Origin of the sequence: Synechococcus sp. W60.1 (assembly GCF_047461575.1) — a bacterium.
Classification (GTDB): Bacteria; Cyanobacteriota; Cyanobacteriia; order Thermostichales; family Thermostichaceae; genus Thermostichus.
This window is the reverse complement of the sequence record NZ_JANSHL010000003.1, coordinates 219,294-245,028: the sequence shown is the minus strand read 5'-3', so window position 1 is coordinate 245,028 and position 25,735 is coordinate 219,294. Positions and strand designations below refer to the sequence as shown.

Here is a 25,735-nt window from a genome sequence, read left to right as displayed (position 1 = left end):
GCCTTGATGAAGCTAGACAGAGGCCAGCGTCCGCCGCTTGGTGACCATCTGGTACACCTCGATGATGTCGCCTTCCTGCCAGGATTGGAACTTGTCGATGCCGATCCCACACTCGAAGCCCGCAGCCACTTCCCGCACATCGTCCTTGAAGCGCTTCAGGGAGTCTAGACGTCCCTCGTAAACTACCTCCCCTCTGCGGCGAACTCGCACCAGAGCATTGCGCTGCACCTTGCCCGAGAGCACATAGCTGCCGGCAACCGCACCGCGCCCGATGGGGATCACCATGCGCACCTCCGCCTGACCCAGCGGCTCCTCCACTTCTTCCGGCTCCAGCAAGCCCTCCATGGCCGCCCGCAGATCGTCCAGCAGGTTGTAGATGATGTCGTACTCCCGCACGTCCACACCCTTGTCATCGGCAGCCTGACGGGCGCCGGGGGCCAGGGTAGTGTTGAAGCCGAGGATGATGGCGTCGCTGGCCGCAGCCAAATCCACGTCGGTTTCCGTGATCTCGCCAGGGGCCGCCAGCAGAACCCGCAACTGGACTTCCTCTTGGGGCAAATCCCGCAGCGCTGTCTGAATGGCCTCGGCGGATCCCTGGACATCCGTCTTGATGATCAAGTTCAACTCCTTGAGCTGGCCTTCTTGGGCTTTGGCGGAAACGCTACCCAAGCTCACGCGACGAGACAGCAGCGCCTGTTGTAGACGGGTTTGCCGCAGCACCTCCGCCCGCTCTTGGGCAATGCGACGGGCCTCTTTTTCGTCGGTGTAAACCTGAAACTCATCCCCGGCTGCCGGGACTTCATCCAAGCCCAGCAGTTGTACCGCCGAAGACGGCCCGGCTTCTTGCAACCGCTGGCCGCGATCGTCCATCATCGCCTTGACCCGACCCAGAACGGCCCCGGCCACCAGGGTGTCTCCGACCCGCAGAGTGCCATTTTGCACCAAGAGGGTAGCCACCGGCCCGCGAGCTTTGTCCAGGTGGGCCTCGATCACCGTGCCGCGAGCGGGACGATTGGGGTTGGCCTGCAGCTCCGCCACATCGGCCACCAATAGGATCATCTCCAGCAGAGCATCCAGGTTACGGCGGGTGAGAGCGCTCACCTCCACCATGGGCGTGTCGCCACCCCACTCCTCTGGCAATAGGCCGTGCTCCGCCAACTGCTGCTTGATGCGCTCTGGCTGGCTGCCGGGCTTGTCGATCTTGTTGATGGCCACGATGATCGGCACCTGAGCCGCCCGCGCATGGCTGATCGCTTCCAGAGTTTGCGGTTGTACCCCATCGTCGGCGGCCACCACCAAAACCGCAATGTCGGTGACGCGGGCTCCCCGGGCGCGCATGGCGGTAAAAGCCTGGTGGCCAGGAGTATCCAGGAAAACGATGCGCCGCTTCTGGCCTTCAAAGTTCACATCCACATGGTAGGCACCGATACGCTGGGTGATCCCGCCAGCCTCTCCCTGCGCCACTTTGGTGTCGCGGATGGCATCGAGGAGGGTGGTTTTGCCGTGATCCACATGGCCCATGATGGTCACCACCGGCGGACGCGAGACCAGATGGTCGATGTCCTCCACATCCAGCATTTCGGTTTTTTTGGCCTTGGGTTCTGCCTCGGGTCGGCGAATCTCATAGCCCAACTCTTTGGCCACCGACTCGGCCAGCGATTCATCCAGGACTTGGTTGATGGTCACCATCACCCCTTTGAAAAAGAGGGTTTTGATGATCTCGGTTTCGGCCACACGCAGGCGGTGGGCCAATTCCTGAACGGTGAGGCTGCCATCCAAGAGCAACACCTTCTCTTCGGGCAAGGGCTCTGTCCCGCTGGCGCGATCGGCAGCATCAGCTTCAGCGGAGGTGGGTTGCTGCTGCGAACGAGCAGCAGGGCGGGAGCGGGCGGTGGGAGCAGCCGTTGCCACGGGTGGGCGATAGGAAGGAGGCTTGGCGGTGGGGCGAGCCAAGGGCTTGAGGGCGTTTAGCTCAGCCTGCTTGACCGCTGAAATGATGGTCATGGGATCCAAATCCAAACCATCTCCATCTCCTTCCCCCCGTCTCCGACTGCGTTTGCGTTTGGCTTGGACGCGGGCAGCCCGCCGACTGAGAGCTTGTAGCTCGTCGTCCTCTTCTTCTTCCGTTTTGCGCTTGACCTTGGGTGGGGTAGGTCTTACGGGAGCCTCCGCCAACACTGGGCTGGGACGTTCCCCAGGGATCCTCTCTGGCAAGGGAGAGGCGGCATCTGGCTCAGGGGGAGCCGGCTTGGCCACAGGACGGGTAGGGGGCCCCACCAGTTCCATCCGCCGCTGCGGACGAGGAGCTTCACCGACTTTGCTGCTGCTGACACTGTCTTCTTTGGTTGCCGAGGAGCGCGTGCCAGGGCGAACGGGTGCGCTCACCAGTTGTGGACGGGGGCGCTGCGCAGGTGGAGGAGAAGGAGCTTTTTCTTCCGCAGGCTGAGGAACGCGGGCGTGGCTGGGGGATGGTGCTTCTGAGGGGCTGGGGCGACTGAGCTCGGGAGCTTTTTGCGGCGGTTCAGGCCGCTCTGCCGGCGGTTTTGTCCCGGAGGTAGCGCGTTGAGGGGGCGAGAGTACGATTGGGCGCTTGGCCACAGGACTGGGCTCCGAGCCGCTGGCTTTGGCCGCGGCAGACTCAGAGGGAGTGGGAGGGGTTGCCGGTTGAGAAACAGTCTCCGGCTTTTGGGTGGCCTCAGACGAGCGGACAAGAGGGGTAACCTGCCGCCGCGGTGGGCCTATGAGCTGAGCACCACCAGCCGATCCCTTTTCGGGGGAGACTCGCTCAGGTCGAGATGGCGAGGGCTTGGCAGCCGGCGGAGTTTCAGCCGTCTTGGCCTCGCCAACTGGGGCTTGCCGCTGAACGGGCGTGGGCCGACGAATGCCGACGATCGCGCTAGCGGTGCCGGGAACTTTCTGCTGAGGGCGCTCACTGGCTTTAGCTTCAGCAGGAGGCTCCGGCGGCAGGCTTTCAGATGGGGGTTTGGGCCGGGGTCGAGGAGGTTTCACAATGTGGGGGGCGCCCAGCTTGCTGCGCACCAACTCAGCTTGCTCCGGAGAAATGGTGCTGCTGTGGGTTTTGAAAGGGATCCCCAGTTGCTCACAAACCTCCAGCACATCCCGACTGTCACGCCCCATCTCACGGGCAATATCATAAATTCGAACTTTATCGGTCATTCGTCTGCTAGCCTCTGCTCCTTTACTTCTCGTCAGTTTTACTATCCAAACTCAATGGGAACCAAGTTATTGGGTTGAGCCGAACCTTTCGGGCTTGCGGGGGCTTCCTCCGGCGCATCGAGAACAGCTCGGCAATCCTCCGGGGATCCGGCCTGAAGGGAACCCAGGTCTGAAGCTGCTCTGGCAACATCCACAGGGGACATCCAGTAAAGCAACCGAGGAAGAACGAGCAAATGTCAACAGCGCCTCCAGAATAACCTCTCTGCAGTTCATCCCACTTGGCCTCAGTTTTCCAGCCAACTCCCATTCTGACAGTTGAGAGGGGCTGCCGTGTGGTTCGCAACTTAGCGAACCTGAAGAGGCGCTTTGAATATCTTACCTACATTGGGAATACCTCTAAGGCTCAGGCTTTTGGAGGAGATGTCCCTGGGAATCTTGCTCAAGAGAATCCAGCAGCCGTTGGAACAACGAGTCAGGCACAGGTGCCTTGAGGGCTCGGTTTATCTGTTGCTTGCGCCGGGCTGCTTGCAGACATTCCAGCCGCCGACAGACATAGGCAGAGCGCCCCATACCCCCGCCCAAAAGCACTTGGTGGGAATCAAATTGTCTGACCAGCCGCCACAGTTGTGAGCGAGGAAACAACTGGCGACACCCTACACAACGACGCAGCGGATCGGCACCCGGCAAGAGACTCTATCCTGCTGGTACACTACAAGCAAGCCCTATCTAGCCTACTCCAAATCCAGCGCCCGCGATCGCAGAAACTCAAAGAAATACTCCACCAACTGGGGATCCCGCCAACCCCTGTCTGTTTCTTCCCGCAAGATGCTTATGGCCTCTTGAACGGTGAACGCTCGCTTGTAAGGTCGCTCTGAGGTGAGGGCGTCGTAGATGTCGATGATCTGGAAGATACGGGCCACCAGAGGGATCTCTTCCCCCTTGAGGCCGTCGGGATAACCGCTGCCATCCCAACGCTCGTGGTGGTGACGGATGAGGGGCAACACCTCTTTCATGGTGCGTAGTGGGCGGCAGATTTGCTCCCCGATCAAGACATGGGATTTCATCACCTCCCACTCTTCCGGCGTATGCTTGCCTGTTTTACCCAAAATGGCATCGGGTATGCCCACTTTGCCGATGTCGTGCAGGTAACCTCCCCACATCAGCACCTTGATCAGGGGACGGGGCAGATGCAAAAACTCGCCGAAGCTCTTGGCCATTTGTGCCAGGCGCTCACAGTGATCCCCGGTGGTGGGATCCCGGCTTTCCACACTGCGGGCAATGGCGAGCAGAACCTGAGCAGCATGATCCAAGTCTTCATTGAGGTGCTTTTGGCGAACGAGGGAACGCACCCGCGCCAACAATTCCGACTCGTCAAAGGGCTTGCTCAAGAAATCATCTGCCCCAGCTTCAATACCGCGCACGCGATTTTTGTGATCGCTGGCCGCTGTAACCAATACCACCGGGATCAAGCGTGTCTCATCATTCGCTTTGATGCGTCGACAGACCTCGAACCCATCTAACCCCGGCATCATGACATCCAGCAAGATCAGATCCGGCTGGAAGGTTTTCAACATTTGCAGGGCTTGATTGCCGCTTTCGGCCTCGCTGACCCGATAGCCAATGCTCTGCAGCAGATCCCCCAGCAGCAGGCGGCTGTTGGGCTGATCATCGACGATCAAAAGATGACCGATCTCTGTCTCATCCGCCTCATCCGCAGAAGGTGTGACAGGGATCCCAACTGTCACGGGCATCTTGGGCATCTCGAGTTTGGCGAGTTGGGCACAGGAAAAGCTGGTCACTGCAGGATCCCAGTAGCAACACCTCTACGGTAATCCCATCAGAGAAAAAAGAGCATCAGGCTTTACACTGAGCTGCTCCGGGAAAGGGAAGGGTTTTCTCCCATCAACCCAGGGCTTTGTGAGCAATTGTACAAAGCCTAGATATCCTGGCAGCCTCCTTCTGTTTAGTCTGATACAGATGCTCCGGAGAGTGGATGCCCCAGTCAACTCCCCAGGCTCCTACGTCAGCTTGCCAGTTGAGTGTCGGGCCCGGTATTTGGCCCCCGGAGTACCGGAGAGTGCTGGGTTCTCTATGAATGCAAAATGAATGCAAAGGCCGAGAATTACGGCCCATCAAGAAATTAAGGGGCACAGCAGCAACACTTCTCTGGGAGAGGGGCTGGGGCTGATGGTCTGTTGAGAACGGGCTTGGAGTGGATGCACCTGAACTGGATGGATCCAATCCTAACTTGGGACTCTCGAATCGATTACTTGTTGAGAAAGTCCCCCAGATTGAGGATGGTGTTTTGCTCGCTGACGATGGCTTGGATGTCGTCGGGCAAGTTGCGGACATACTCGAGCTGGATGACGTTCGGGTTGCTGCGCAGCGCTTCCTCTTTGAGGGCGATGGCTTGGGCCTCACCGCTGGCTTTGACAATCATTCGTTGTTTGATGAGTTGAGCCTGCTCTACGCGAAACACTTCTCTTTGCTTCTCTTGCTCGGCAATTTGTTTGGCTTCGATGGCCGACTGAAACTCTTTGGAAAATTCCACATTGCGCAAGAGCAAGCTCTGCAGCACCAGCCCTTCTGGCTGCATTAGGCGAGAGAGCTCAGCGGCAATTTGTTCTTGGATTTCAGCTCGTTGCTCAGAATAAACGCCAATGGCCGAATAGCGGGCGATAACATTGCGCACCACGGCTTGGGAGGCGGGGCGAATAATTTTGTTCAGGTAATCGGGGCCTACATTGCGATGGATTTCGGGAACCCGATCCGGATCCAGGCGATAGCGCACCGAAACATCCAGATCCACCCGTTGCCCATCGGCAGTGAGAGCAGTGAGGGTATCGTCGGCTTTGACGCTGCGCTCTTCACTTCGGCTGGTCATGTTGTAGGTTTGGGTGCGCACATCGTAAAGGGTGGGGAACTGCAGCACCGGAATCAGCAGATGGATCCCCTCGCGGCGGGGAGTCATTTCCACTCCCGTGAGGCGGTTGAAGATGACGGCTTCGTAGCCGGGTTGGACAACCAGCAGACAACGGGGCAGGAGGGTCAGCAGCGCCAAAAGCAGGCCCAGCAGAGGCAGAAAGCGCGAAGTCTTGCGGTCAAGACTAAATGGTCTAGGGCGTCGCATGCGCATGGGCAAGGGCTCCGGGATCCAAGAGCTTTTTTATCTTAAGGGGTGTGCTGGCTAGCTCAGCACCCAGCGCTGCAGGGCAATGCCCAGCAGCAGGCCAAGGCCGCCGAAGCGTACCACCTGCCAAAAGGTAGCGGGGACAGGATTAAACACCTCTAGCACATAAGCCTGCAGGCGTTGCTCCAGTTGACTGGCTTCAGCTTGGATTTCGGCCCATTGTTCAGGGGAAAGCTGGGCTATGCGCTCCAATTCTCTGAGGTCGGCAAGACGAGCCTGGAGACTCTGGAGTTTTTCCTGCAGAGCCTCGAGAGGATCAAAGGGATCGGGATTGGCCGTCACGGCTGGGCTTTTGTGGGGGGGTAGGCTTGGGGAGAACGGGATCCGGCAAATCCGGTTTGGATCTCGTTGAAGGGTTTGGCTTTGATCAGCCCTGGGGGAACGGGATCCAACTTGAAGAGGGCGCGAATAGCGTTTTCCACCTCGGTGATGGGGCGGTTGCCGACGGATTGATAGACGACATTTCCCTCTGGGTCGAAGAGGAGGGTTTGAGGCACTTGTCCGGTGTAGTATTGGCCGCGCTCGTCGCCGGGCAGGAGGGAATCGACGGAATAGGGGATGAAATAGACCCCCAGCCCGTAGCGAACCTGCAGGTTGGCAATGGTGGCGGCGTATTTTTTGCAATCGCTACTGTCATCGATGTAATACACGAGGAGGGCCGGGATCCCTTGCTCTTTCGCCTGCTTCAAGGAAACGCGGGGGGGGATCATGCCGCCATTGGCCCCGTAGAGGGCAAAGATGTTGCCATCGTAACGGTCGTCGTTGAGCAGGGCGCTGGCGGGAGGGGAAAACCAACCTGTCAAAGCGATGAGCAGAGCCACCAGGAAGATACGAAGCAACAGCATGATCTCATCCTCTTGTAAACTACCCGACTCCGACCGCTAAAGCGGTACGGAGCGGGCTTTCAGTAGCCCTGAGCCTGCTCTGCTCTACCAGAGAACAAAACAGGCCCGAACCTCTAGGCTGGTTTACGGCAGCCCCCAAAAGCGCAATCACATTCGCACCATTCAAATCCGCATCCCCTTCCCATCCACAGTGTCCACACTTAAACTTCTTTCCACTGCGGTAGGATTGCGCAGGATCGGGATGGATGTGTAAACACTTGTGGCAGGCCTGCGACGTGTAGGCGGGCGGCACAAGAATCAGAGAAACCCCTGCAACCCTCGCCTTGTACTCCAAAAATTGACGGAGTTGATAAAACGCCCAACTGTTGGCCCTGCGCCGTTCGGCTTTGCTGCGGGGTTGTTGATTGACTCTTTCCCGGATCCCTGTCAGGTCTTCCAGGGCGATAGCGCTGTTGGTAGCTTTTGCCCTAGAGACAATGGCTTTGGAGATGCGATGATTGACCCACACTTGAAAGCGCCTCTCCTTGCCAGACAGCCGTTGCAGCAGTTGACGGCATCTGCGCCGCGAACTGCGTGTGCCCTTACTGGCTTTACGTTGGAGTGCCGCCCTCAGCTTGGAGTAGTGGTCTCGGACTTTGTTCAACTGCTGTCCATTCCAGTTGTCCCCCTCTGACGTATGGGCAATATCCGTCCTCCCCAAGTCCACCCCCAGCACTCTGCCCGTGCGTTGCGGTGGGGATGGCTCCGCTTCCACACAGATTTGAATGGAGTAGGAGCCGTCTTTACGCTTGACCAGAGTGGCGGATTTGGGGTTGGAACCAGCCAGCATCCCACGCTGGTAGTTGCCAATGGCCAGTTCAAAGCGTTCTCTCCCTTCCACCGTGGTCAGCGACACCGTCCAGTCTTTTTGACGGAACGAAAAGATGCGAGCGTCGTAGGTAACAAAGCCGCTCTTAAACTCCTTGACGGGACGCTTTTTCTGCTTAGCCACTTTGCGGGAACCCGCTACCCGTCTGCACACCTGTTGGTCGCGTAAGCGGGACGTAGTCCTTGCCAAGTTACTGGACAAGCCAAACCGGGCTCGAGTCTCGTAGTAGCAAAGGGATTGGAGTTTGACCGCGTTGACTACTTTTTCTGGTGTGTTTTGGTTGACCCAGTTCAACGCCTGCACAAAGGCATCCATTGTCGCATCCAACTTTGCGGCTTGCGACTGGGACACCTTGAGCTTGCAGGAGACGGTCAGGACTTGGGTCATGGTTCTATCATAACTTCCGCATTCCTCCCGACACTGACCCTACGGGTACAGTGCGGGGCTCCTGCGATTTCTAGCTGACGCCACCAAGAGCAGCTACAGCCTCAAGCAGCAAAATGAATGCGCAGGTAGTCTTCTTCCATCTTGGCGCGGGCCGGGGTCATGGCCGCTAAAGTCTGGGGCAGAACCAAGTTGCGGCGGTGGTTGCCGATGCGGATGTTCAGCTCATCCCCGGTTTTGGTCAATTCCACCTGCTCTTTCGGGATCCCGGGCAAGTAAAGATCCAGCCGGTACTGGCCGTTGTCGGTTACCACATTCAGGGTTTGCTCGGCATAGAGCACGTCCGCCGGGTTGCGATCCCCCCAGAGGTCTTTTTTCAGGCAGGCTAGGGCGTCCCATCCCACCAACTCCTCGGAGTACAGCGGGATCTCGAAGACCGGCAGGGGGGCAAAGTTTTCGTGGATTTCCTGGCGATATTTCTGTTGGGCTGCCTTCCAGGCGGCAAAGTAGGGATCCACCACTCCATCGGGCAAGATGCGGTTGGCAATCACCAAATCGGTGGCCACCCCGTAAAGGCTGAGGTAGGCGTGGGCCCGCAGCGATTCTTTGATCACCATCTTTTCGGGGTTAGTGACCAGCCGCACTGAGGTGATGCGGTTGTTGGTGAGGATGCGCTCCAGCCGCTCAATCTTCTGATAGAACTCATAAGGAGCATCCAGCACTTGGTCATTCGGCAGCGGGATCCCGGTCAGCCCCTTCACAATCGGCTCGGCAATAGGACGCAGCATTTGCGCCAGCCCCTGCAGGGGTTTGTAGAACCTGCGCATGTACCAGCCAGAAACATCCGGCAGGCTCAAGAGGCGCAGGGCCGTGCCTGTAGGGGCCGAGTCGATGATCAACACATCGAACTTGCCTTCGTCGTAATGGCGATTCACCCGCACTAGTGCAAAGATCTCATCCATCCCTGGCAAAATCGCCAGCTCCTGTGCCTGCACCCCATCTAGCCCTCGCGCCTGCAACACCTGGGTAATGTAGGTTTTGACGGATCCCCAATTCAGCTCCAGTTCGTTGAGGGCGTCCAGCTCCGCCCCCCAAAGGTTAGGTTTGACCTCGACCGGCTCATGGCCCAAGGGCTGATCGAAGCTATCGGCCAAAGAGTGGGCCGGATCTGTGCTCAGCACCAAAGTTTTCAGGCCAATCTCGGCACAACGCCAGCCGGTCGCCGCCGCCATCGAGGTTTTGCCGACTCCACCCTTGCCGGTCATGAGGATGATGCGTTGCATGAGAGTGCCATTTACATTCTTTTACATCCCTAGCCTAACCGATTTGCTGTGCTCTTCGAGAGGCAGCCAAAGGGCTGAGGTGCAGCCAGCGGGTAAACTATTCATTTGATTACCAAATGATTGCCAAAAAGCTGATGGCAATCATGGCCAAGAAGTCAAGCCTGTTGCAGGCATGTGGGAGGTATGTGATGATCTGTCGCTGGCGGAGTGTGTTGCTGGTTGCCATCCTGACATTGGGGCTGTGGCTGGGATCCCTTTCTGTGCAAGCGGCTGCTGGCCTGCCCCGAGAGCTGCAACAACTGGAGCAACAGGTAGAGCGGCTGCAAAGCCTGGTGGAGGCGGAGGACTGGTTGGAGATCCGCTCCTACATCCACGGGCCGATGGGACTCACTCGTAAGACCTTGACCGGCCTGGCGGCTACCCTGCCAGATAAACAAAAGCGGGAAGTGCTGCGCCTGGCTAAGGAGATGGGCCGCAGCTTAGAACAACTAGACTTTGCCGCCAAAGCCTATGACCAACCCGAGGTGGAGGCAGCCCAGGCCAAGGTGAAAAAGACCTTGCAGGCGCTGGAGGCTGTGTTTTCCTAGTGAGGATCCCTTCTCTCTTTGGCGACTTTGGCGATATGGTGGTTTCAAGTTAGGGTGAGACGCCTAGGCCACTGATCGCGCCAGCGGGACGGAGTCCTTGAAAAGCCTTCTGGCCCTGCGCATTCAAGGTTTTGGGTGCAGATGCAGGGCCCTAGTTTGAATCGAAAACGCAGTCATTTCAAGTAGTGTAGTCATTTTTTAAACAGGTAATGAAACATTTCTGTCGCATTGGTCTCTAACTCCCCTCTCCCTCTGGGAGAGGAGCTGGGGGTGGTCGCGGCAGCGGCGCGGAGCGTTTGGGGAGTGTCTCAATCTAGTTTGAAATGACTGTAATTTACAAACAGGCTGTAACGGCTGCTACTTACAGCGGATGTTGCATCAGCCAGAAGCCGGCGAAAGACTGGGCCCTAAGATCGGTTTGAATGGCAAGAAAGTGGAGCCCCTGGGCCTGCTGCTGGCGCTGGGCAAAGACTTCTGCCTCTGTTCGCAGTGTTTCATCTCTCAATTGTGCAAACAGATAACAATCGTTGAGGCCCGCCTCGAGCAGTAGCCGTCCGTCTGCCACACTCAAGTAGGCGGGTTCCATACCGCTCATCCAGGCTGCCATCGGCAAAGCCCGCTGCGAGGTAATCACCAAGCCGGGAATGAGGGTGCTCCGCACCACTGGTGCCAATGTGTCGGGCGTCAAAGTGTCCCAGGCAACCGGAAAAAGCTCGCCAAATTCTATCGGCCAGGCGTCGGCTTCCCGCAGATCCTCAGCTCGCAAGGTCACGAAGGCCCAGCGTTCTCCCTGCAACTTGTCCGGCAGACGGATGGGATCCGGCGGATCCGGATCCACAGGAGGTTCGGGGCTGTAGGTAAACTGAGTCTCTTGAGGGTAAACCTGCTCTGCCCGTTCTCGCATCCAAGCTTTGAGGGTGTAAACGCGACGACTGGGCAGCATCGGGATCCCAACCGCATCGCAGGCCCGTTGCAGGATGGAACTCATGCGGGCTCGAAACACACGAATGGCCGAGGGAGGCTGGGGAGCCGCTTCGAGGTAGCTCCGCAACTGTCGTGCCACCCAGGTGCTATTCACCTCTTGGTTACTGCAATACTGCGCTTGGCGAAACCGGCCGGTGGGATCGCATACCAACAGCTCCCAAACCCTTCGGTTCTGCTCATCCCGCAGGGGGACGGCGTTGAAATCCATCTGCCAGATAGGGCCGCGCGCAGGGCCAGAACGCAGGGGTTGAGTGGCCAAAGGTTCCTCCTGTTTGCACTACATGCCACTTGAGCGGGCCGGGGATCGTTCGCGCGAGCGGTGGGAAGCACTGTCCCCGACCAAGGCCAATTCCCGCTCCCCGAAAATGGCGGAAGCGTTGCGGTAGTACTTAAACTCCAGCAGGTTATGGAAGGGATCCTGCAAAAAGAAGGTGCCATGCTCCAAGGGGGTGCCAACAAAGCGCCAGCGCGGCTCTTGATAAAAGGGCAAGGCCCGCGCCAAGGCACGGTCGGCCAGCGCCTGCCAATCCCCTTGGGTAGGGAAGATCAAGCCAAAATGACGAGGGTAGATGCCCCGCTGGGGCGTCAGCTCTTCGTGGGTGAGGTGGGCCACCAGTTGATGGCCGTACAGGTTAAAAATAACGGCAGCAGAGGTTTCTCGACCGATCTCACAGCCCAAGCCATCGCCGTAGTAGGCCTTGGCCAAGGCAATATCGGCAACTGGAAAGGCCAGATGAAAGCGGATGGGTTCCATAACGTCGCTCCTAAAAAGCCACCAAAAGTGCCCCACCAGCCAACATCAGAGCCAGCACCCCGAGCTGTGGGGCTTTTCCCCGGCTAATGGGATCCCCGCTCTTTTCAAGGTAGGCGATCTTAGAGCTGCTGCAAGGTGGGATCCCTTCCCGAGCCCGAGATAGACTATACGCCTTTGCGCAGGAGTGCCAACTGCTCGGATGCTATAACACTAGCTGGGGTGTTACCCCCGTGGCCCAGTCTGCAACAGACAACTCGGTGTGTTGAGAGCGTTGAAGAAAGGAAAGGGCAATCTTGGCTATGACCAGCATCTGGATTGAGCAGCGCCGCCGCGAGGATGAATCTCGCAACTTTTTTTGGATGGTGGCGCTATCGCTGCTGCTGCATGTGCTGGTGCTGCTGGGATTGCTCCACTTGGGGCGGCTTTGGCTCACTCGCGAGCCAGAACAAGAAGCCATTGAGTTTATCCTTCTGGATCCAGAAGATCTGCAGCCCCCAGAGGAAGCAGATCTGGTTTCAGAAGTTGATTCCCGCGATGGGGGTGAGCGGGTAGAAGCCCCTCCGTCTCAAGGCAGTCCACCTCAATCTCAGGCCGCCCCTCCCCAGGAGGCCCCTCCGCCGCCGCCGCCAAGACCCCAACCACCGCCACCGCCTGCCCCTGTTCCACCACCACCTGCCCCGGCTGCAGTTGCCCTGGCAACCCCAACTCCAACCCCTCCACCCAAGCCCCCCCCCACCCCCCCCCCCTCAGCCCACCGCGACCCCGACTGCGGCCCCGCCACCTTCCACGCCTGTCCCCAGACCTACTCCGACCCAAACTCCACCGCCTGTGGCGGCTGCTCCCTCCCCAAGGCCCACTCCCCCGCCAACTGCGGAGCCCTTGCCCATACAGCCAAGCGAGCGGGTTTCGGATCCCAGCCAATTGGCTCCCGTTCCGCCCGCTCCGCAACCGGTGACAGAGGTTCTTCCCGCCCAGCGGCCCTCTGACTCTTCCCAGTTGGGGCCTCCGGTCAGTGCTTCTGCTCCCAGCAATGGAGCCGGGATCCAGGGCAGTGGAGCCAGTGGATTGGCCAACCCCACCCAATCCGCTCCCAATCCCCCCCGTGTGGCAGCGCGGGCCGATGTGGATTGGGGCCCCTGGCTGGCCGCTTTGCAGCGGAAAGTGGAGCAAAATTGGATCCCTGGGCAGACCGGTACCTCGCGCCGCACAGTGGTGATCTTTACAGTGGGTCGAGCTGGCGATCTGCAGAGCATTCGCCTGGGGCGCACGTCTGGCAGCCAACAAACAGACGATGCAGCGCTGACGGCTATCCAGAGGGCAGCTCCCTTCCTGCCGCTGCCTGAGGCTTACGAGGGCAACTCGGTGACAATTAATTTCACCTTTGATATCAACGTGCTGGGCCAGTTGACTGTAGGGGGATCCGCCAAGTAAACTACCCGACCCTGACTGCTTCGCGGTACAGAGTAGGCTTTTAGTAGCCCTGCAGTTAGTAAACTAACCACGGACCTCTGGGATGGTTTACGACACCCCCAATCGACCGTTACCAGTGCCTTAAACAACCGTTTCTGGTGTCCGCAGTGTTATTATTGTATCACAAGGCAAGTGAAGTTGTGTATTCCTCCCGATACTGACTTAATCTGCGCTGGTGCTGCTTTAACCTCCTTTCGCTGCGTCTGAGAAACTTTGGACACTCTACAGAGTTGCCGTTCTGGTCGGTGTAGAAAGCCTTCCAGCCCAAGTCAATGCCAATAACATTGCCTGTGTATTCTCCCTGCTCCTTGCGCTCCACATCCAAGCAGAACTGGGCATAGTACCCATCTGCCCTGCGTATCACCCGCACCCGATTGATTTTGGAGTTTAGGATATGGTGTCTTGCCTCACCATTGCAGTACAAGGCAAATGTTCCTGCGTTGAAGCCGTCGGTGAACGTGATGGACATGCCCTCAGGAGACAGCTTCCAGCCGGACAGCTTGTACTCGACCGACCGACAGTTCTTCTTGAACTGCGGATAGCCTTTCCTTGGCTCTTTGTTCTTGCAACGGCGGTAGAAGTTGGAGAGGGCAGACCAAGCTCTTTCGGCACTAGCTTGACGGGCGGCAGAGTTGAGCTGGCGGGCGAAGGGGAACTCTTTGGCCAAGTCCTTGCAGAGGGAATACAGAACCGCTTTGGTCGCGCCCCGGTTATCCATCCAGTACCGTAGACACTTGTTTTGCACAAACTGCGCAGTGCGAATGGCTTCATCCAGAGCTTGGTACTGCTCTGCTGTGCCGTTGAGCAGCTTGGCTTCTCTGACCAACATATTGCTATTTTAAAGTGCTACGCACCGCTACCGCGAACAGCGTTCCTGAAGGGATAAAACGGTCTGCGCCTTACATCCCTACCCTCAAGGGCAGGGCTTTACGGCGTTTTTTCGGTAAAACCGCAGGGAGCGCTCCAGGTTGCCGACGCGGATCATGGTGTGGAGAAGGCGCATGGCACAAGCTCCGAGAAATGGGCGATGCTGCACTTATTTTAGTCTTTGACCTTTTAGTCTTTAGACCGCTGAGGATCCCTTGATGAGCCAAACGCCTCTGCAACGCACCCCCTTGTTCTCCCTTCATCAAGCTTTGGGGGCGCGATTTGTCTCTTTTGCCGGCTGGGAAATGCCGCTGCAGTATCTGGGAGTGATAGCAGAACATCGGGCAGTGCGGGAGAGGGTGGGGACATTCGACATTTCCCACATGGGCAAGTTCACCCTCTGGGGGCCGGAGCTGGGATCCCACCTCAGCCGTCTGGTTCCCAGCGATCTGAGCGCCGTTCCTGTGGGATCCGGTCGCTACACCGTCCTGCTCAATCCACTGGGGGGCATTTTGGATGATGTCATCTTCTACCGGCATCCACCGGAGGGTGAGCTGGAGCACTGGAGCGTGATCGTCAATGCAGCTACCCGGCAGAAGGATTGGGATTGGCTCAACCACCACTTCCAAGGGATCCCCGGAGTTAACCTGCAGGATCACTCCGATGCTCAGGTTCTGTTGGCGGTGCAGGGGCCGGCAGCCGAGGAGGTTCTCCAGCCCTTTTTAGAGGGATCCCTGAAGGCTTTGCGCCGGTTTCAGCACGGTCAGTTTGCCGGAGCGGCGGGAGCCTTGGGAGAGTCTATCTTCGTGGCCCGCACTGGCTACACCGGAGAAGATGGCTTTGAAGTCATGCTCAGCCCCGAAGACGGCATCCGCCTTTGGGAGCAACTGATTCAGGCCGGCGTACAACCCTGTGGGCTGGGCTGCCGCGATACCCTGCGCCTGGAGGCTGCCTTCCATCTTTACGGGCAGGACATGGACGAGAGCACCACTCCCTTAGAAGCCGGCTTGGGCTGGTTGGTGAACAACCCAGGGGACTACATCGGCAAGCCCGCCATCGAAAGCCAACGGCAGCAAGGGATCCCTCGCCACCTGGTGGGGTTCCGCATGCTGCATCCGGCCATCCCCCGCAGCGGCTATGCCATCTACGCTCCCAACTCCCCTGAGCCGATCGGACGGGTAACCAGCGGCACCCATTCTCCCAGTTTGGGCTACGGCATCGGCTTGGGCTATGTCGCTCCGGCTTGGGCCAAGGTGGGATCCCGGCTGGAAATTGAAATTCGGGGGCAGCGCCAGCCTGCCGAAGTGGTGAAAAAACCTTTCTACAGTGCTGCGCACCGCTGACGCAAACGGTTACAGGTTCCCGTTAACCCAGGGTTTGGCAGCTTTGGGCGTGGAGTATTCCTGTTGCAGCCGCCGCAATTTCCGCAAGGCCCGCCGCTCAATTTGTCGGACTCGCTCTCGCGAAAGGCCGATGTGCTCCCCAATTTCCCGCAGCGTTAGGCCCCTCGATCCATCCAGCCCATAGCGAGCCACGATCACCTGTCGTTCTCGTTCACTCAGTTGGCCCACCAGCGCGCGGACTTCCTCTCGACGGGCAAGCTGGGTTAGGTGTTCAACAGGGTCGTTGTCTTCATCTGGGATGAAGTGCTGCAGCTCGGTGCCGTCTTCATCCCCTACCCCCACATTCAAGGAACGCATCTCTGCCATGTGGCGGGTGATCAGCTCCCGGTAGTTATCGCCAATATCCAGAGAATCAAAAACTTCTTCCGCTTGGGGACGGGATCCCCTTTCGGCAGATAACTCGCGGTAGCGCCGCTTCACCTGGGAGACCTTTTCGTACATGTGGGCCGGCAGACGGATCATCCGCCCCTTGTTTTGGATGCCCCGGTTCACGCTTTGCCGGATCCACCAAGTGGCATAGGTGGAGAACTTGTAGCCACGGGTGGGATCGAACTTTTCCACGGCGCGGGTGAGGCCGATGGTGCCTTCCTGAATCAGATCCAGAAACGGCAAGCCTCGATTGCGATAGCGCTTGGCAATCGACACCACCAAGCGGAGGTTACACTCCACCATTCGTTTCTTGGCTGCTTCCCCCTGCCGCAGGATCTGCTGCAGCTCTGCTAAAGGGATCCCCAGCCGCTGGCTCCAACCTTCCACAGACTCATGGGGCTGCCGTTGCTCCAAGAGCGTCACCATCCGCTGCACCTGGTGAGCCAGGCGGAGCTCTTCTTCAGCGGTGAGCAACGAGTAGCGGCCAATCGTCTTTAAGAAACGCCCCACCGCATCTTGCAAGTCAAGACTTTCTGACATATCAAACCCCACACCATAAATTCATGTCCTGTCAGAATCTCTACTTCTCCTGCTGCATCGGGCCCTCTTCCTACACACGAAGCTGACCTTTCTGCAAACAGCACCTTATTCATACCAGCACAAAAGCCTTTTCGTAAAGGCTTTGACTTCGAAAAATCTAATCCAGAACTCGGTGTTTGACTCACTAAATTTATTGAGGCTGCTTCACTAGACACTACCGGCAGTGCTTTAAGTCCTTTTTTATTGAGTAGTAACTCTACCTTAAGTAGGAGGGAAGAGATCAACTATTTTATAAACTCAATCTTAAGTTCTAGATAGATTGAAAAAATTATTCCACTTGCTTGACCAGTTTTTGGTACCAAATCAGATCTTCAAGAGACAAAAAAGCAATTTTTTCATCCAATTTGTGGGACTAGAGATGAGTATTTTTGTTCGCAGAGCCATCGGAAAAGCTTACTTGGCAAGGCACAGCAAGGGTCATCGGCGGGTTTTTGGAACGGCTTGGGGCTGGTTTGGTACCTCATCGCCGGCAATTCCAGCCGGAGACAGACGAGAACAGATCCCTGTGGGACAGATTTTTGCTGCTGCCTCCAAAAATAGTGGAGACTATCGTCAATTCTTGACTTTAGACGCTAGATGTAGATCCAAGATTTCTGTGTTACCGAACACGCCAGGCGCGGATGCCTCAGCCTTGGTGCTCCGTACCGCTATCGCGAATGCCGCAGCGCGCGCCTACATAAGAAGGCAGGTCAGGCCAGCCCAGCGACCCTCCAGGGTGTGTTGCACTCCTGCGGGAGAAAGGGGGAGCTGTGTTCCGCTCGCTCGACCCACCGCAGGATGGTTTACATTTCTTCCACCACCCCAAGGGCGCTTTATAGTGAGGATCCGGTCTCCATCGGTCAAAGGATTGGAAGGGCCATGTCTCACTTCACCACCCTGCAAGTGCAAATCAAAGACGCCGATCTCCTGGAAGAGACTCTGAAGGAATTGGGCTACGCTGTGCAGCGGAATGCCAGCCTGCGGGGCTATCTCTGGAACCGCACCCGCGCCGATCTGGTGATCCGGCAAAAGAATGGCTTCGACATCGGGTTTCGTCGCAACGGGGATCACTACGAGCTGGTGGCCGATCTGTGGGGGGCGGGCATCGATCCCAAGACCTTCCTGGAGCCGATTTTGCAGCGCTACGCCCACAAAAGTTTGCTGCGCTCAGCCCGTGAGCAGGGCTATACCATCGAGGCCGAAGAAGTGCTGGAGGATGGCACCATCCGCGTGGTGGTGGGGCGTTGGCTATAAGCCAGGTTCATCGGGATCTGCCCATGGTAGGTAAGCCTCAGCCGGCTGTCAGAACTGGCCAGGGATCCCGGCCCCAACCTTGGGATCTGGTGTTGGGGGGGCAAACGGCAACCGGGAGCGCCCCGGCCCATGCCTTGGTGTTGGGAGGTATCGAGGGGGCGCGGCGACGACTCACCCACAGCGATGAAGCCGTGCGCTTGGCCACCCTGCCCCAGTTGCTGCAGTACGGGTCGGCGGGCCTGGCCGAACTCATTGAAGCCCTCGCCGGCAATAGCTCTTGGGCAGTCCGCTTGGCAGCTTGGCGGCTGTTGTCTCAGCTTGGCCAGCCGGAGGCAGAACGGGCCTGTCGCACCTACAGCCCTTTTCGCCCGGTGGGGGGAGCGCAAGGGGTGATCGTGGCCTATCGGCGGGGGGAGCGGGATTTTGCCTATGCAGACCTGGAGGGAGCCGCCCTGCAAGAAGCACGGCTGGGGGGGTTCAACCTGTGGGAGGCCAACCTGAGGCGGGCCAACTTGCGCTTTTGCAACTTCAACGGCGCCCGGCTGCGGCAAACGGATTTGCGCCAAGCGGATTTGCAAGGGGCCAAGCTGCGCGGAGCCGACTTACAGGGAGCCGACCTGCGGGGATCCGACCTGAGGGGGGTAAAAGTTAGCGGCACCAGCCTGCGGGGATCCCGGCTTTCGGAAGAGACCCACCTGGAAGAACGGGTGCGCCACATTTGGCAGTTGCAGAACTGGGGGGGACAGGGACAGGATTTCTCCGGCCAAGACCTGAGCAAAGCCGATCTGCGAGAACTGGTGCTCTGTCAGATCCGGCTGAGGGGAGCGGATCTGAACCGGGCGGATCTGCGTGGATCCAACCTAGAGGGAGCAGATTTGGGGGGAGCCAACCTACAGCGGGCGGACTTGCGGGGGGCCAACTTGCAAAATGCCGACCTGGAAGGGGCCAATCTCAGCGGCGCCGAGCTGCGTCAGGCCCAGTTTCAGGGGGCTAACCTGCGGCGGGCCGATGTCAGCGGGGCCAACCTAACCCAAGCCAACCTGGAAGGAGCTCAGATCGAAGGGTTAAAGCACAGCGGATCCCGGATTGCCGGCCTGATCTTTCCCGACGGCACCCCGATCAAGCCCTGGTGGTGGTAACAGGTGCCTACCGCTCACCCAATGAGCCAAATCCAAAGGAATCCCAAGATCCCCCGGCAATTGGGCAAACCCGGATCACCATAGGAGTAGAGATACCTATGGGGTACAGCTATGGTTCTGGCAGAACAGCTCTCGACAAAACCGCTCACCGCCGACGAGCTTCGCAAAATGGATGCCTACTGGCGGGCCGCCAACTATCTGTCGGTCGGGCAAATCTATTTGATGGACAACCCGCTGCTGCGAGAACCCCTAAAACTGGAACATGTGAAGCCACGCCTGCTGGGGCACTGGGGCACCACACCCGGGTTGAACTTCATCTACGTGCATCTCAACCGCATCATCAAACGGGAAAACCTCAACATCCTCTACATCACCGGCCCCGGCCACGGTGGCCCTGCTCTGGTGGCCAACACCTACTTGGAAGGCACCTACAGCGAGGTGTATCCCAACATCGGCCAAGACGCCGAAGGCATGCGCAAGCTGTTCAAGCAATTCTCCTTCCCCGGCGGCGTGCCCAGCCATGTAGCCCCGGAAACCCCCGGCTCCATCCACGAGGGGGGAGAACTGGGCTATGCCCTAGCCCATGCCTTTGGGGCGGCCTTTGATAACCCCGATCTGCTGGTGGCCTGTGTGGTGGGGGATGGAGAAGCGGAAACCGGCCCCTTGGCCGCTTCCTGGCATTCCAACAAGTTCCTCAACCCCATCCACGACGGAGCAGTGCTGCCGATTCTGCACCTGAACGGCTACAAGATCGCCAATCCCACTGTTTTGGCCCGCCTCAGCCGTGAAGAGCTGCAAAGCCTGTTTGTGGGCTACGGCTACAAACCCTACTTCGTAGAAGGCTGCGAGCCGGCAGAGATGCACCAGTTGATGGCCGCCACTTTGGACACGGTGATCCACGAGATCCAAGAAATCCAGCAGCATGCCCGCAGCAAAGGGGATCCCACTCGTCCCCAGTGGCCGATGATCATCCTGCGCACCCCCAAAGGCTGGACCGGCCCCAAAGAGGTGGACGGCAAAAAGGTGGAAGATTTCTGGCGCTCCCACCAAGTGCCTCTGGCGGATCTGGCCAAAAAACCGGAGCACCTCAAGGCTCTGGAGGACTGGATGCGCAGCTACAAGCCGGAAGAACTTTTCGATGAAAATGGCCGTCTGCTGCCGGAGCTGCAAGAGCTGGCCCCCAAAGGGGAAAAACGCATGGGCGCTTTGCCCCACGCCAACGGCGGCCTGCTGACGCAGGAGCTGAAAATGCCGGATTTCCGCCGCTACGCTGTCCCTGTTCCCCGCCCCGGCACCACCGAAGCCGAGGCCACGCGAGTGCTGGGGCAATTTTTGCGGGATGTGATGAAGCTCAACCCCCACAACTTCCGCCTCTTTGGCCCCGACGAGACGGCTTCCAACCGCTTGGATGCTGTGTTTGAGGCCAGCGACCGCACCTGGGTAGCTCCCATCTACGATTGCGACGAGCACCTCTCCCCAGATGGACGGGTGATGGAGATCCTCAGCGAGCACGTCTGTCAGGGCTGGCTAGAAGGCTATCTGCTGACCGGGCGACACGGGTTCTTTTCCTGTTACGAAGCCTTCATCCACCTAGTGGACTCCATGTTCAACCAACACGCCAAGTGGCTGAAAACCACCCGTCACATTCCTTGGCGGCGGCCCATCCCTTCCCTCAACTACCTGCTGACTTCCCACGTGTGGCGGCAGGATCACAACGGCTTCAGCCACCAGGATCCCGGCTTTTTGGATCACGTGGTCAACAAAAAGGCCGAAATCATCCGCGTCTACCTGCCCCCGGATACCAATACTTTGCTCTCGGTGGCCGACCACTGTCTGCGCAGTCGCCACTACGTGAATGTGATCGTGGCGGGCAAACAGCCGGCCCTGCAGTACCTGGATATGGATGCGGCCATCAAGCACTGCACCCAGGGCTTGGGCATCTGGGAATGGGCCAGCAACGATCAGGGTTCAGAGCCGGATGTGGTCATGGCCTGCTGCGGCGATGTGCCGACGATGGAAACCCTGGCGGCGGTGGACTTCCTACGGCAGCACCTGCCGGAGATCAAGATCCGGGTGGTGAACGTGGTGAACCTAATGAAGCTGCAGCCGCCCAGCGAACACCCCCACGGCATTAGCGACAAGGAGTTTGTCAGTATCTTCACCCCCGACAAGCCCATCGTGTTTGCCTTCCACGGCTATCCTTGGCTCATCCACCGCCTCACCTACCGCCGTCCCAACCACCACAACCTGCACGTGCGCGGCTACAAGGAGGAAGGCACCACCACCACCCCCTTCGACATGTGCGTTCTCAACCAGGTGGATCGCTTTAACTTGGCCAACGACGTCTTGGAGCGGGTGGATCGCTTCAAGTACCGGCGGGATCACGTCCAGCAGCTTATCCGGGACAAGCTGGTGGAGCACAAGCAGTACATCTGCAAACACGGGGAAGATCTGCCGGAGGTGCGCAACTGGAAGTGGCCCTATTGAAGGGATCCCCACTCAACTAACTTTCGCCTCTGAGCTCTGGCAGGATAGAGTTTTTGAGGGTTTGGAGGTTGAGGGTGTGAGGGGTTCAGAAAGGGTGGATGCGGATACACTTCCTGATCTGGAGCTGGAAGAAACAGAGTGGGGCGGGATGGCGCTCTCGCTGGGGCTGGGTTTAGCCCTCTCGGCCCTTGTGATTGGGATCCGCCCCCAGGTGGTCGTTCCTTTTGGGTTGAGCGCGTTGGGTTCGGCCCTGCTGGGATCCCTGCTCATCCCCGGGTTGCGGCGCTGGAAGGCAGGGCAGGTGATCCGCCAGGAGGGGCCCCAATCCCACCAGAAAAAAGCAGGCACACCCACCATGGGCGGGATCAGCTTTTTGCCCGTGGGGCTACTGGTGGCCGGGATCTGGAAAGGCCTACGGCCCGCTTACGCGAACGGCTGGGATCCCCATTGGCTGGCCGTCGCGCTGCTCACGCTGGCCTACAGCTTTGTCGGCTGGCTGGACGATTGGCTGGTGATCCGACAGCAATCCAACAAGGGGTTGTCTCCCAAACACAAGCTGTTGCTCCAGGTGGGAGTTGCCCTTGGGTTTTGTGTCTACCTGGCCTGGCAGGGGATCCCGACCAGTCTGACCTTGCCGGGGATAGGCACCCTCTCTCTGGGCTGGCTGTTCTGGCCCTTGGCCCTGTTTGTGTTGGTGGGCACCAATAATGCCGTAAACCTCACCGATGGTATGGACGGCTTGGCGGCAGGGGTGGTGGCCATCCTGCTGATTGGGCTGGGGCTCCTTCACAGGGATCCAGAGCTATCGGTGTTGGCTTTCACCCTGAGCGGTGCCTGCTTGGGGTTCCTGGTTCACAACCACCACCGGGCGCGGCTGTTCATGGGCGATACCGGATCCCTGGGGTTGGGGGGCGCTCTGGCCGGGTTGGCGCTGCTGGGGGATCAGCTCTGGGCCTTGGCCCTGATGGGGGGAGTGCTGGTGGCAGAGGCGCTGTCGGTGATGCTGCAGGTGGGCTACTTCCAATACACCAAACGCAAAACCGGCACAGGCAGACGGCTGTTGCGCATGTCGCCCTTGCACCACCATCTGGAGCTGGGGGGCTGGTCGGAGGTGCAGGTGGTGGGATCCCTCTATGGGATAACGGCGCTGCTGGTGGGGCTGGGCTGGGCCTGGTGGCACTGGACCGGAATGTGAGTTCGAGCTGGGGATCCACCGGGATTCCAATGGGGGCCTGACCTCAAACGGGTTGTTCGGCGTGGGAAATGGCCACCGGCAGATCGGCCCCCACCCGCTAAGTCCCGGGATCCCTTCTGTTGTGAGGAAAACGCAAAGATTACTGACCGATGTTTGTTCCCTGTCAAATTTCCAACTGAATCTTTTACATTCACCGTTGCAGATCGGGGATCGCTGTAACGTATGGATATGAACTTAAGTTAACATTGCCTTCCCCTGTAACCCAGTTGGAGGCCTCTAAAAGGAGTGTAATCTCATGATGCCGAGTGGCTCCAAAAATTCCGATAGGCCAGCGGCACAGTCAGGGCACAGCGATTTGGTCTCCGACCCGCCGATGCAAGCGGCTCCTTCTCCGGCAGGTGCTGCTGAGCTTTCCTCTGCGCGGCCGTACGTGGTGTTGCACGGCCATTTCTATCAGCCGCCCCGAGAGGATCCCTGCCTCAACCGCATTCAGCGACAGCCGAGCGCCAGCCCCTTTCACGACTGGAACGAGCGCATTTGGGCGGAATGTTACCGCCCCAACGCCTTTGCCCGCGTTCTGGACGACCAAGGACGGGTGGTGCGCATTGTCAACAACTATGAATTCTTGAGCTTTAACTTCGGCCCTACTCTCCTCTCTTGGCTAGAGGAGCATGACATTGAAGTTTACCAACGCATTTTGGCCGGCGACCGTCTCAGCGCCGAGCGGCTTGAGGGTCATGGCAATGCCATCGCCCAAGTGTACAACCACGTCATCCTGCCCCTGGCCAACGAGCGAGACAAGTACACCCAGATCCGCTGGGGAATTGCCGATTTTCAACACCGCTTTGGGCGCCATCCCCAGGGGATGTGGCTGGCCGAAACCGCTATCGATGCAGCAACGGTCACGGCCTTGGTCGAATGTGGGATCCGCTTCGTCATTTTGGCCCCCAGCCAAGCGCAGCGCATTCGCCCCTTGGGACAAACGGAGTGGATCGACGTTAGCCAAGGCCAGATCGATCCCCGTCGGCCCTACCGCTGCTTTACCCCCGACCGGGAGGGGTACTTGGATATTTTCTTTTTCGATGGCCCCATTTCCCGTGACTTGGGCTTTGGGGATATCGTTTACAGTACCCACTCTCTGGCGGAGCGGATCCGTTCCGCTCTGCGCCCGGACAAAGAGGGGGAAGCCTATCTGATCAACTGTGCCACCGATGGCGAGACTTTTGGCCACCACAAGCGGGGTGTAGAACGCACGCTGGCCTATGCCTTTTGCGAGGAATTTCCCCGCCGGGGCTGGCAGGTGGGCAATTACAGCCATTTTCTCAGCCAACATCCCCCCACTTGGGAGGTGCAACTGAAACCGGTCACCGCCTGGAGCTGTGCCCACGGGGTAGGACGGTGGTCGCGAGACTGTGGCTGTGGAGCGGTGGGAGGGTGGCACCAACGCTGGCGGCAACCGCTGCGGGAGGCCCTCAACTGGCTGCGGGATCAGCTGGCCGAGATCTACGAGACGGAGGCCAGAGCCTACCTGCGGGATCCCTGGCTGGCGCGGGATCGTTACATCGAGGTGATTTTGGATCGGGAGCGCTGTGATGCCTTTTTGCAGGAGCACCAAAGCCACCGCCTCACCGCCGAAGATCGGGTGCAAGTGCTGCGCCTGTTGGAGATGCAGCGCTACAGCCAGTTGATGTTCACCAGTTGTGGCTGGTTTTTCGAGGAGCTATCCCGTCCTGAAGGGGTGCAGATCCTGCGTTACGCGGCACGGGCTATCCAGTTGGCAGCAGCAGTGGCGGATGTCAACCTAGAAGAGGAGTTTTTGCAGCGCCTGAGCAAGGCCCCCAGCAACCTCGACCTCTACAGAGACGGCAAGGGGGTCTATTGCGCCTTGGTGCGCCCCAGCTTGATCAGCCCGCAACGGCTGGTGGCTCAGCACGCCATGTTTTCCCTGTTTAACGGGATCCCCCGTTCCCAAGGATATGTGCTGGATCAAGTGGATCAAGAGCGCCTGACGATAGGCGGGTCGACACTGGCTATCGGGCGGGTGAAGCTCACTTTTCCCACCACCCGCGAAGAGCACGATCTAATCTACGCCGTGCTCCACCTCGGCGGCTGGGACTTTCAATGTGGCGTCAAGCCGTTTGCTGGGCGGCGCATCTACGAGCAGATAAAAGCGCGGCTGCTGGCCGGATCCCACAGTCGGATACAGATGATCCTGACCCTGCAAGACCTATTTGGGCCGGAAACCTTCGACTTGAACGCCCTCGACGACGAAGATCGGCAGCAGATGATGCGCTGGCTCACTCAAGATACCCTAGACCGCCTGGCCCAGCTCTACCGCCAAACCTACCTGGACAATTACGGGGTCTTGATGGCCTTTCGGGCCGACGGCCTGCCGATCCCGGAAGAGTTGTTGGCTGCCGCTCAGATCACCCTCAACCAACGCCTGTTGACCAGTTTGCGGGCGATGGAAATGGAAGAGGGCAAGCGGGATCACCTGCTGGAATTGCGGGCAATTGTGCGCGAGGCCGAGCAGTTGGGGTGTCAGTTGCGGCGGGAAGAGGCAGCCCGGGTTCTGGATCGGCTCCTACAGCGGGGGATGTGGCACCTTGCCCACGCTTTTGAGCCGGAGACCTTCGGCGAACAGCTCTACAACCTGGAAGAATGGCTGCAATTGGCTGCAGACCTGCGCCTGCCCATCAACTTGGATCGCCTGCAAGAGCTCTATCTGACAGCGCTGGAGCGTCAAATTGGCCCGCGTTGCCCAGCTTGGCCCCAAGAAGACTGCCGAGACATTTCTGCCGAAAACCTGCACCGCCTCTTACAGGTTGGGCAGCGAATTCGGGTCAACGTCAATGCCTGGCTGCGTCACCTACACCCCCAAAATTAAACCCCCAAGATTA

21 protein-coding genes are annotated in these 25,735 nt (G+C 58.7%); 9 read left to right on the top strand and 12 right to left on the bottom strand.

Going from position 1 to position 25,735, the window contains the following annotated elements:
• Nucleotides 1-12 precede the first annotated feature (12 nt).
• From infB to NW805_RS04985, 8 genes are all read right to left on the bottom strand, one after another.
• Complete coding sequence (infB, locus tag NW805_RS05020; RefSeq protein WP_414421845.1) at nt 13-3,177, bottom strand: translation initiation factor IF-2; 3,165 nt, start codon at nt 3,175-3,177, stop codon at nt 13-15.
• 396 nt (nt 3,178-3,573) lie between these two features.
• Nucleotides 3,574-3,864: a YlxR family protein gene (locus NW805_RS05015; protein WP_011432759.1), complete on the bottom strand. Its 291-nt coding sequence runs from the start codon at nt 3,862-3,864 to the stop codon at nt 3,574-3,576.
• Between the two features lie 44 nt (nt 3,865-3,908).
• Nucleotides 3,909-4,928 (bottom strand): HD domain-containing phosphohydrolase, encoded by a 1,020-nt coding sequence (locus NW805_RS05010; RefSeq protein WP_414421844.1) that lies wholly within the window; start codon nt 4,926-4,928, stop codon nt 3,909-3,911.
• 515 nt (nt 4,929-5,443) lie between these two features.
• Nucleotides 5,444-6,313 carry a prohibitin family protein gene (locus NW805_RS05005; protein ID WP_414421843.1) on the bottom strand — a complete coding sequence of 290 codons (870 nt, stop codon included), beginning with the start codon at nt 6,311-6,313 and terminating at the stop codon, nt 5,444-5,446.
• Between the two features lie 51 nt (nt 6,314-6,364).
• On the bottom strand, nt 6,365-6,649 hold the full coding sequence (locus tag NW805_RS05000) for a hypothetical protein (protein ID WP_041436379.1): 285 nt from the start codon (nt 6,647-6,649) through the stop codon (nt 6,365-6,367).
• On the bottom strand, nt 6,646-7,212 hold the full coding sequence (locus tag NW805_RS04995; RefSeq protein WP_414421842.1) for a thylakoid membrane photosystem I accumulation factor: 567 nt from the start codon (nt 7,210-7,212) through the stop codon (nt 6,646-6,648). The genes NW805_RS05000 and NW805_RS04995 overlap by 4 nt, the downstream gene beginning before the upstream one ends.
• 19 nt (nt 7,213-7,231) lie before the next feature.
• Nucleotides 7,232-8,467: an RNA-guided endonuclease InsQ/TnpB family protein gene (locus NW805_RS04990; RefSeq protein WP_414421841.1), complete on the bottom strand. Its 1,236-nt coding sequence runs from the start codon at nt 8,465-8,467 to the stop codon at nt 7,232-7,234.
• 101 nt (nt 8,468-8,568) lie between these two features.
• Nucleotides 8,569-9,747 carry a TRC40/GET3/ArsA family transport-energizing ATPase gene (locus NW805_RS04985; protein ID WP_414421840.1) on the bottom strand — a complete coding sequence of 393 codons (1,179 nt, stop codon included), beginning with the start codon at nt 9,745-9,747 and terminating at the stop codon, nt 8,569-8,571.
• A 143-nt stretch (nt 9,748-9,890) separates the two neighbouring features.
• On the opposite strand from NW805_RS04985, the gene psbQ reads away from it, so the two are divergent.
• Nucleotides 9,891-10,334 carry a photosystem II protein PsbQ gene (gene psbQ, locus NW805_RS04980; protein ID WP_414349863.1) on the top strand — a complete coding sequence of 148 codons (444 nt, stop codon included), beginning with the start codon at nt 9,891-9,893 and terminating at the stop codon, nt 10,332-10,334.
• Nucleotides 10,335-10,695: 361 nt separating this feature from the next.
• Here the strand turns inward: psbQ and NW805_RS04975 are convergent, their stop codons facing one another.
• Nucleotides 10,696-11,577, bottom strand: coding sequence for a Tab2/Atab2 family RNA-binding protein (locus NW805_RS04975; protein ID WP_011432767.1), 882 nt, complete (start codon nt 11,575-11,577; stop codon nt 10,696-10,698).
• Nucleotides 11,578-11,595: 18 nt separating this feature from the next.
• On the bottom strand, nt 11,596-12,072 hold the full coding sequence (locus tag NW805_RS04970; RefSeq protein ID WP_414382198.1) for a VOC family protein: 477 nt from the start codon (nt 12,070-12,072) through the stop codon (nt 11,596-11,598).
• 299 nt (nt 12,073-12,371) lie between these two features.
• Here NW805_RS04970 and NW805_RS04965 point away from each other — a divergent pair, with 299 nt between their 5' ends.
• Both NW805_RS04965 and NW805_RS04960 read left to right on the top strand, forming a co-directional pair.
• A complete protein-coding gene (locus tag NW805_RS04965; protein ID WP_414421839.1) occupies nt 12,372-13,058 on the top strand; it encodes a hypothetical protein in 687 nt (228 codons plus the stop codon).
• Nucleotides 13,024-13,503, top strand: a complete 480-nt coding sequence (locus NW805_RS04960) for an energy transducer TonB (protein ID WP_414421838.1) — start codon at nt 13,024-13,026, stop codon at nt 13,501-13,503. The genes NW805_RS04965 and NW805_RS04960 overlap by 35 nt, the downstream gene beginning before the upstream one ends.
• 160 nt (nt 13,504-13,663) lie before the next feature.
• Here NW805_RS04960 and NW805_RS04955 read toward each other — a convergent pair whose 3' ends face one another.
• A complete protein-coding gene (locus tag NW805_RS04955) occupies nt 13,664-14,371 on the bottom strand; it encodes an RNA-guided endonuclease InsQ/TnpB family protein (protein WP_414421837.1) in 708 nt (235 codons plus the stop codon).
• Nucleotides 14,372-14,627: 256 nt separating this feature from the next.
• On the opposite strand from NW805_RS04955, the gene gcvT reads away from it, so the two are divergent.
• Nucleotides 14,628-15,752: a glycine cleavage system aminomethyltransferase GcvT gene (gene gcvT, locus NW805_RS04950; RefSeq protein ID WP_414421836.1), complete on the top strand. Its 1,125-nt coding sequence runs from the start codon at nt 14,628-14,630 to the stop codon at nt 15,750-15,752.
• Between the two features lie 9 nt (nt 15,753-15,761).
• Here gcvT and NW805_RS04945 read toward each other — a convergent pair whose 3' ends face one another.
• Nucleotides 15,762-16,721, bottom strand: a complete 960-nt coding sequence (locus NW805_RS04945) for a sigma-70 family RNA polymerase sigma factor (protein WP_011432772.1) — start codon at nt 16,719-16,721, stop codon at nt 15,762-15,764.
• A 918-nt stretch (nt 16,722-17,639) separates the two neighbouring features.
• Here NW805_RS04945 and NW805_RS04940 point away from each other — a divergent pair.
• The 5 genes from NW805_RS04940 to NW805_RS04920 all read left to right on the top strand — a co-directional run bounded on the left by NW805_RS04940 (nt 17,640) and on the right by NW805_RS04920 (nt 25,722).
• The gene (locus NW805_RS04940) at nt 17,640-18,014 is read left to right on the top strand and encodes a DUF1257 domain-containing protein (protein WP_011432773.1); all 375 of its coding nucleotides are present in this window, start codon (nt 17,640-17,642) and stop codon (nt 18,012-18,014) included.
• Between the two features lie 23 nt (nt 18,015-18,037).
• Complete coding sequence (locus tag NW805_RS04935; RefSeq protein ID WP_414421835.1) at nt 18,038-19,153, top strand: pentapeptide repeat-containing protein; 1,116 nt, start codon at nt 18,038-18,040, stop codon at nt 19,151-19,153.
• 111 nt (nt 19,154-19,264) lie between these two features.
• Nucleotides 19,265-21,640, top strand: a complete 2,376-nt coding sequence (locus NW805_RS04930) for a phosphoketolase (RefSeq protein WP_414421834.1) — start codon at nt 19,265-19,267, stop codon at nt 21,638-21,640.
• Between the two features lie 148 nt (nt 21,641-21,788).
• Nucleotides 21,789-22,835 (top strand): phospho-N-acetylmuramoyl-pentapeptide-transferase, encoded by a 1,047-nt coding sequence (gene mraY, locus NW805_RS04925; RefSeq protein WP_414421904.1) that lies wholly within the window; start codon nt 21,789-21,791, stop codon nt 22,833-22,835.
• Between the two features lie 295 nt (nt 22,836-23,130).
• Nucleotides 23,131-25,722, top strand: a complete 2,592-nt coding sequence (locus NW805_RS04920; RefSeq protein ID WP_414329859.1) for a DUF3536 domain-containing protein — start codon at nt 23,131-23,133, stop codon at nt 25,720-25,722.
• Nucleotides 25,723-25,735 lie beyond the last annotated feature (13 nt).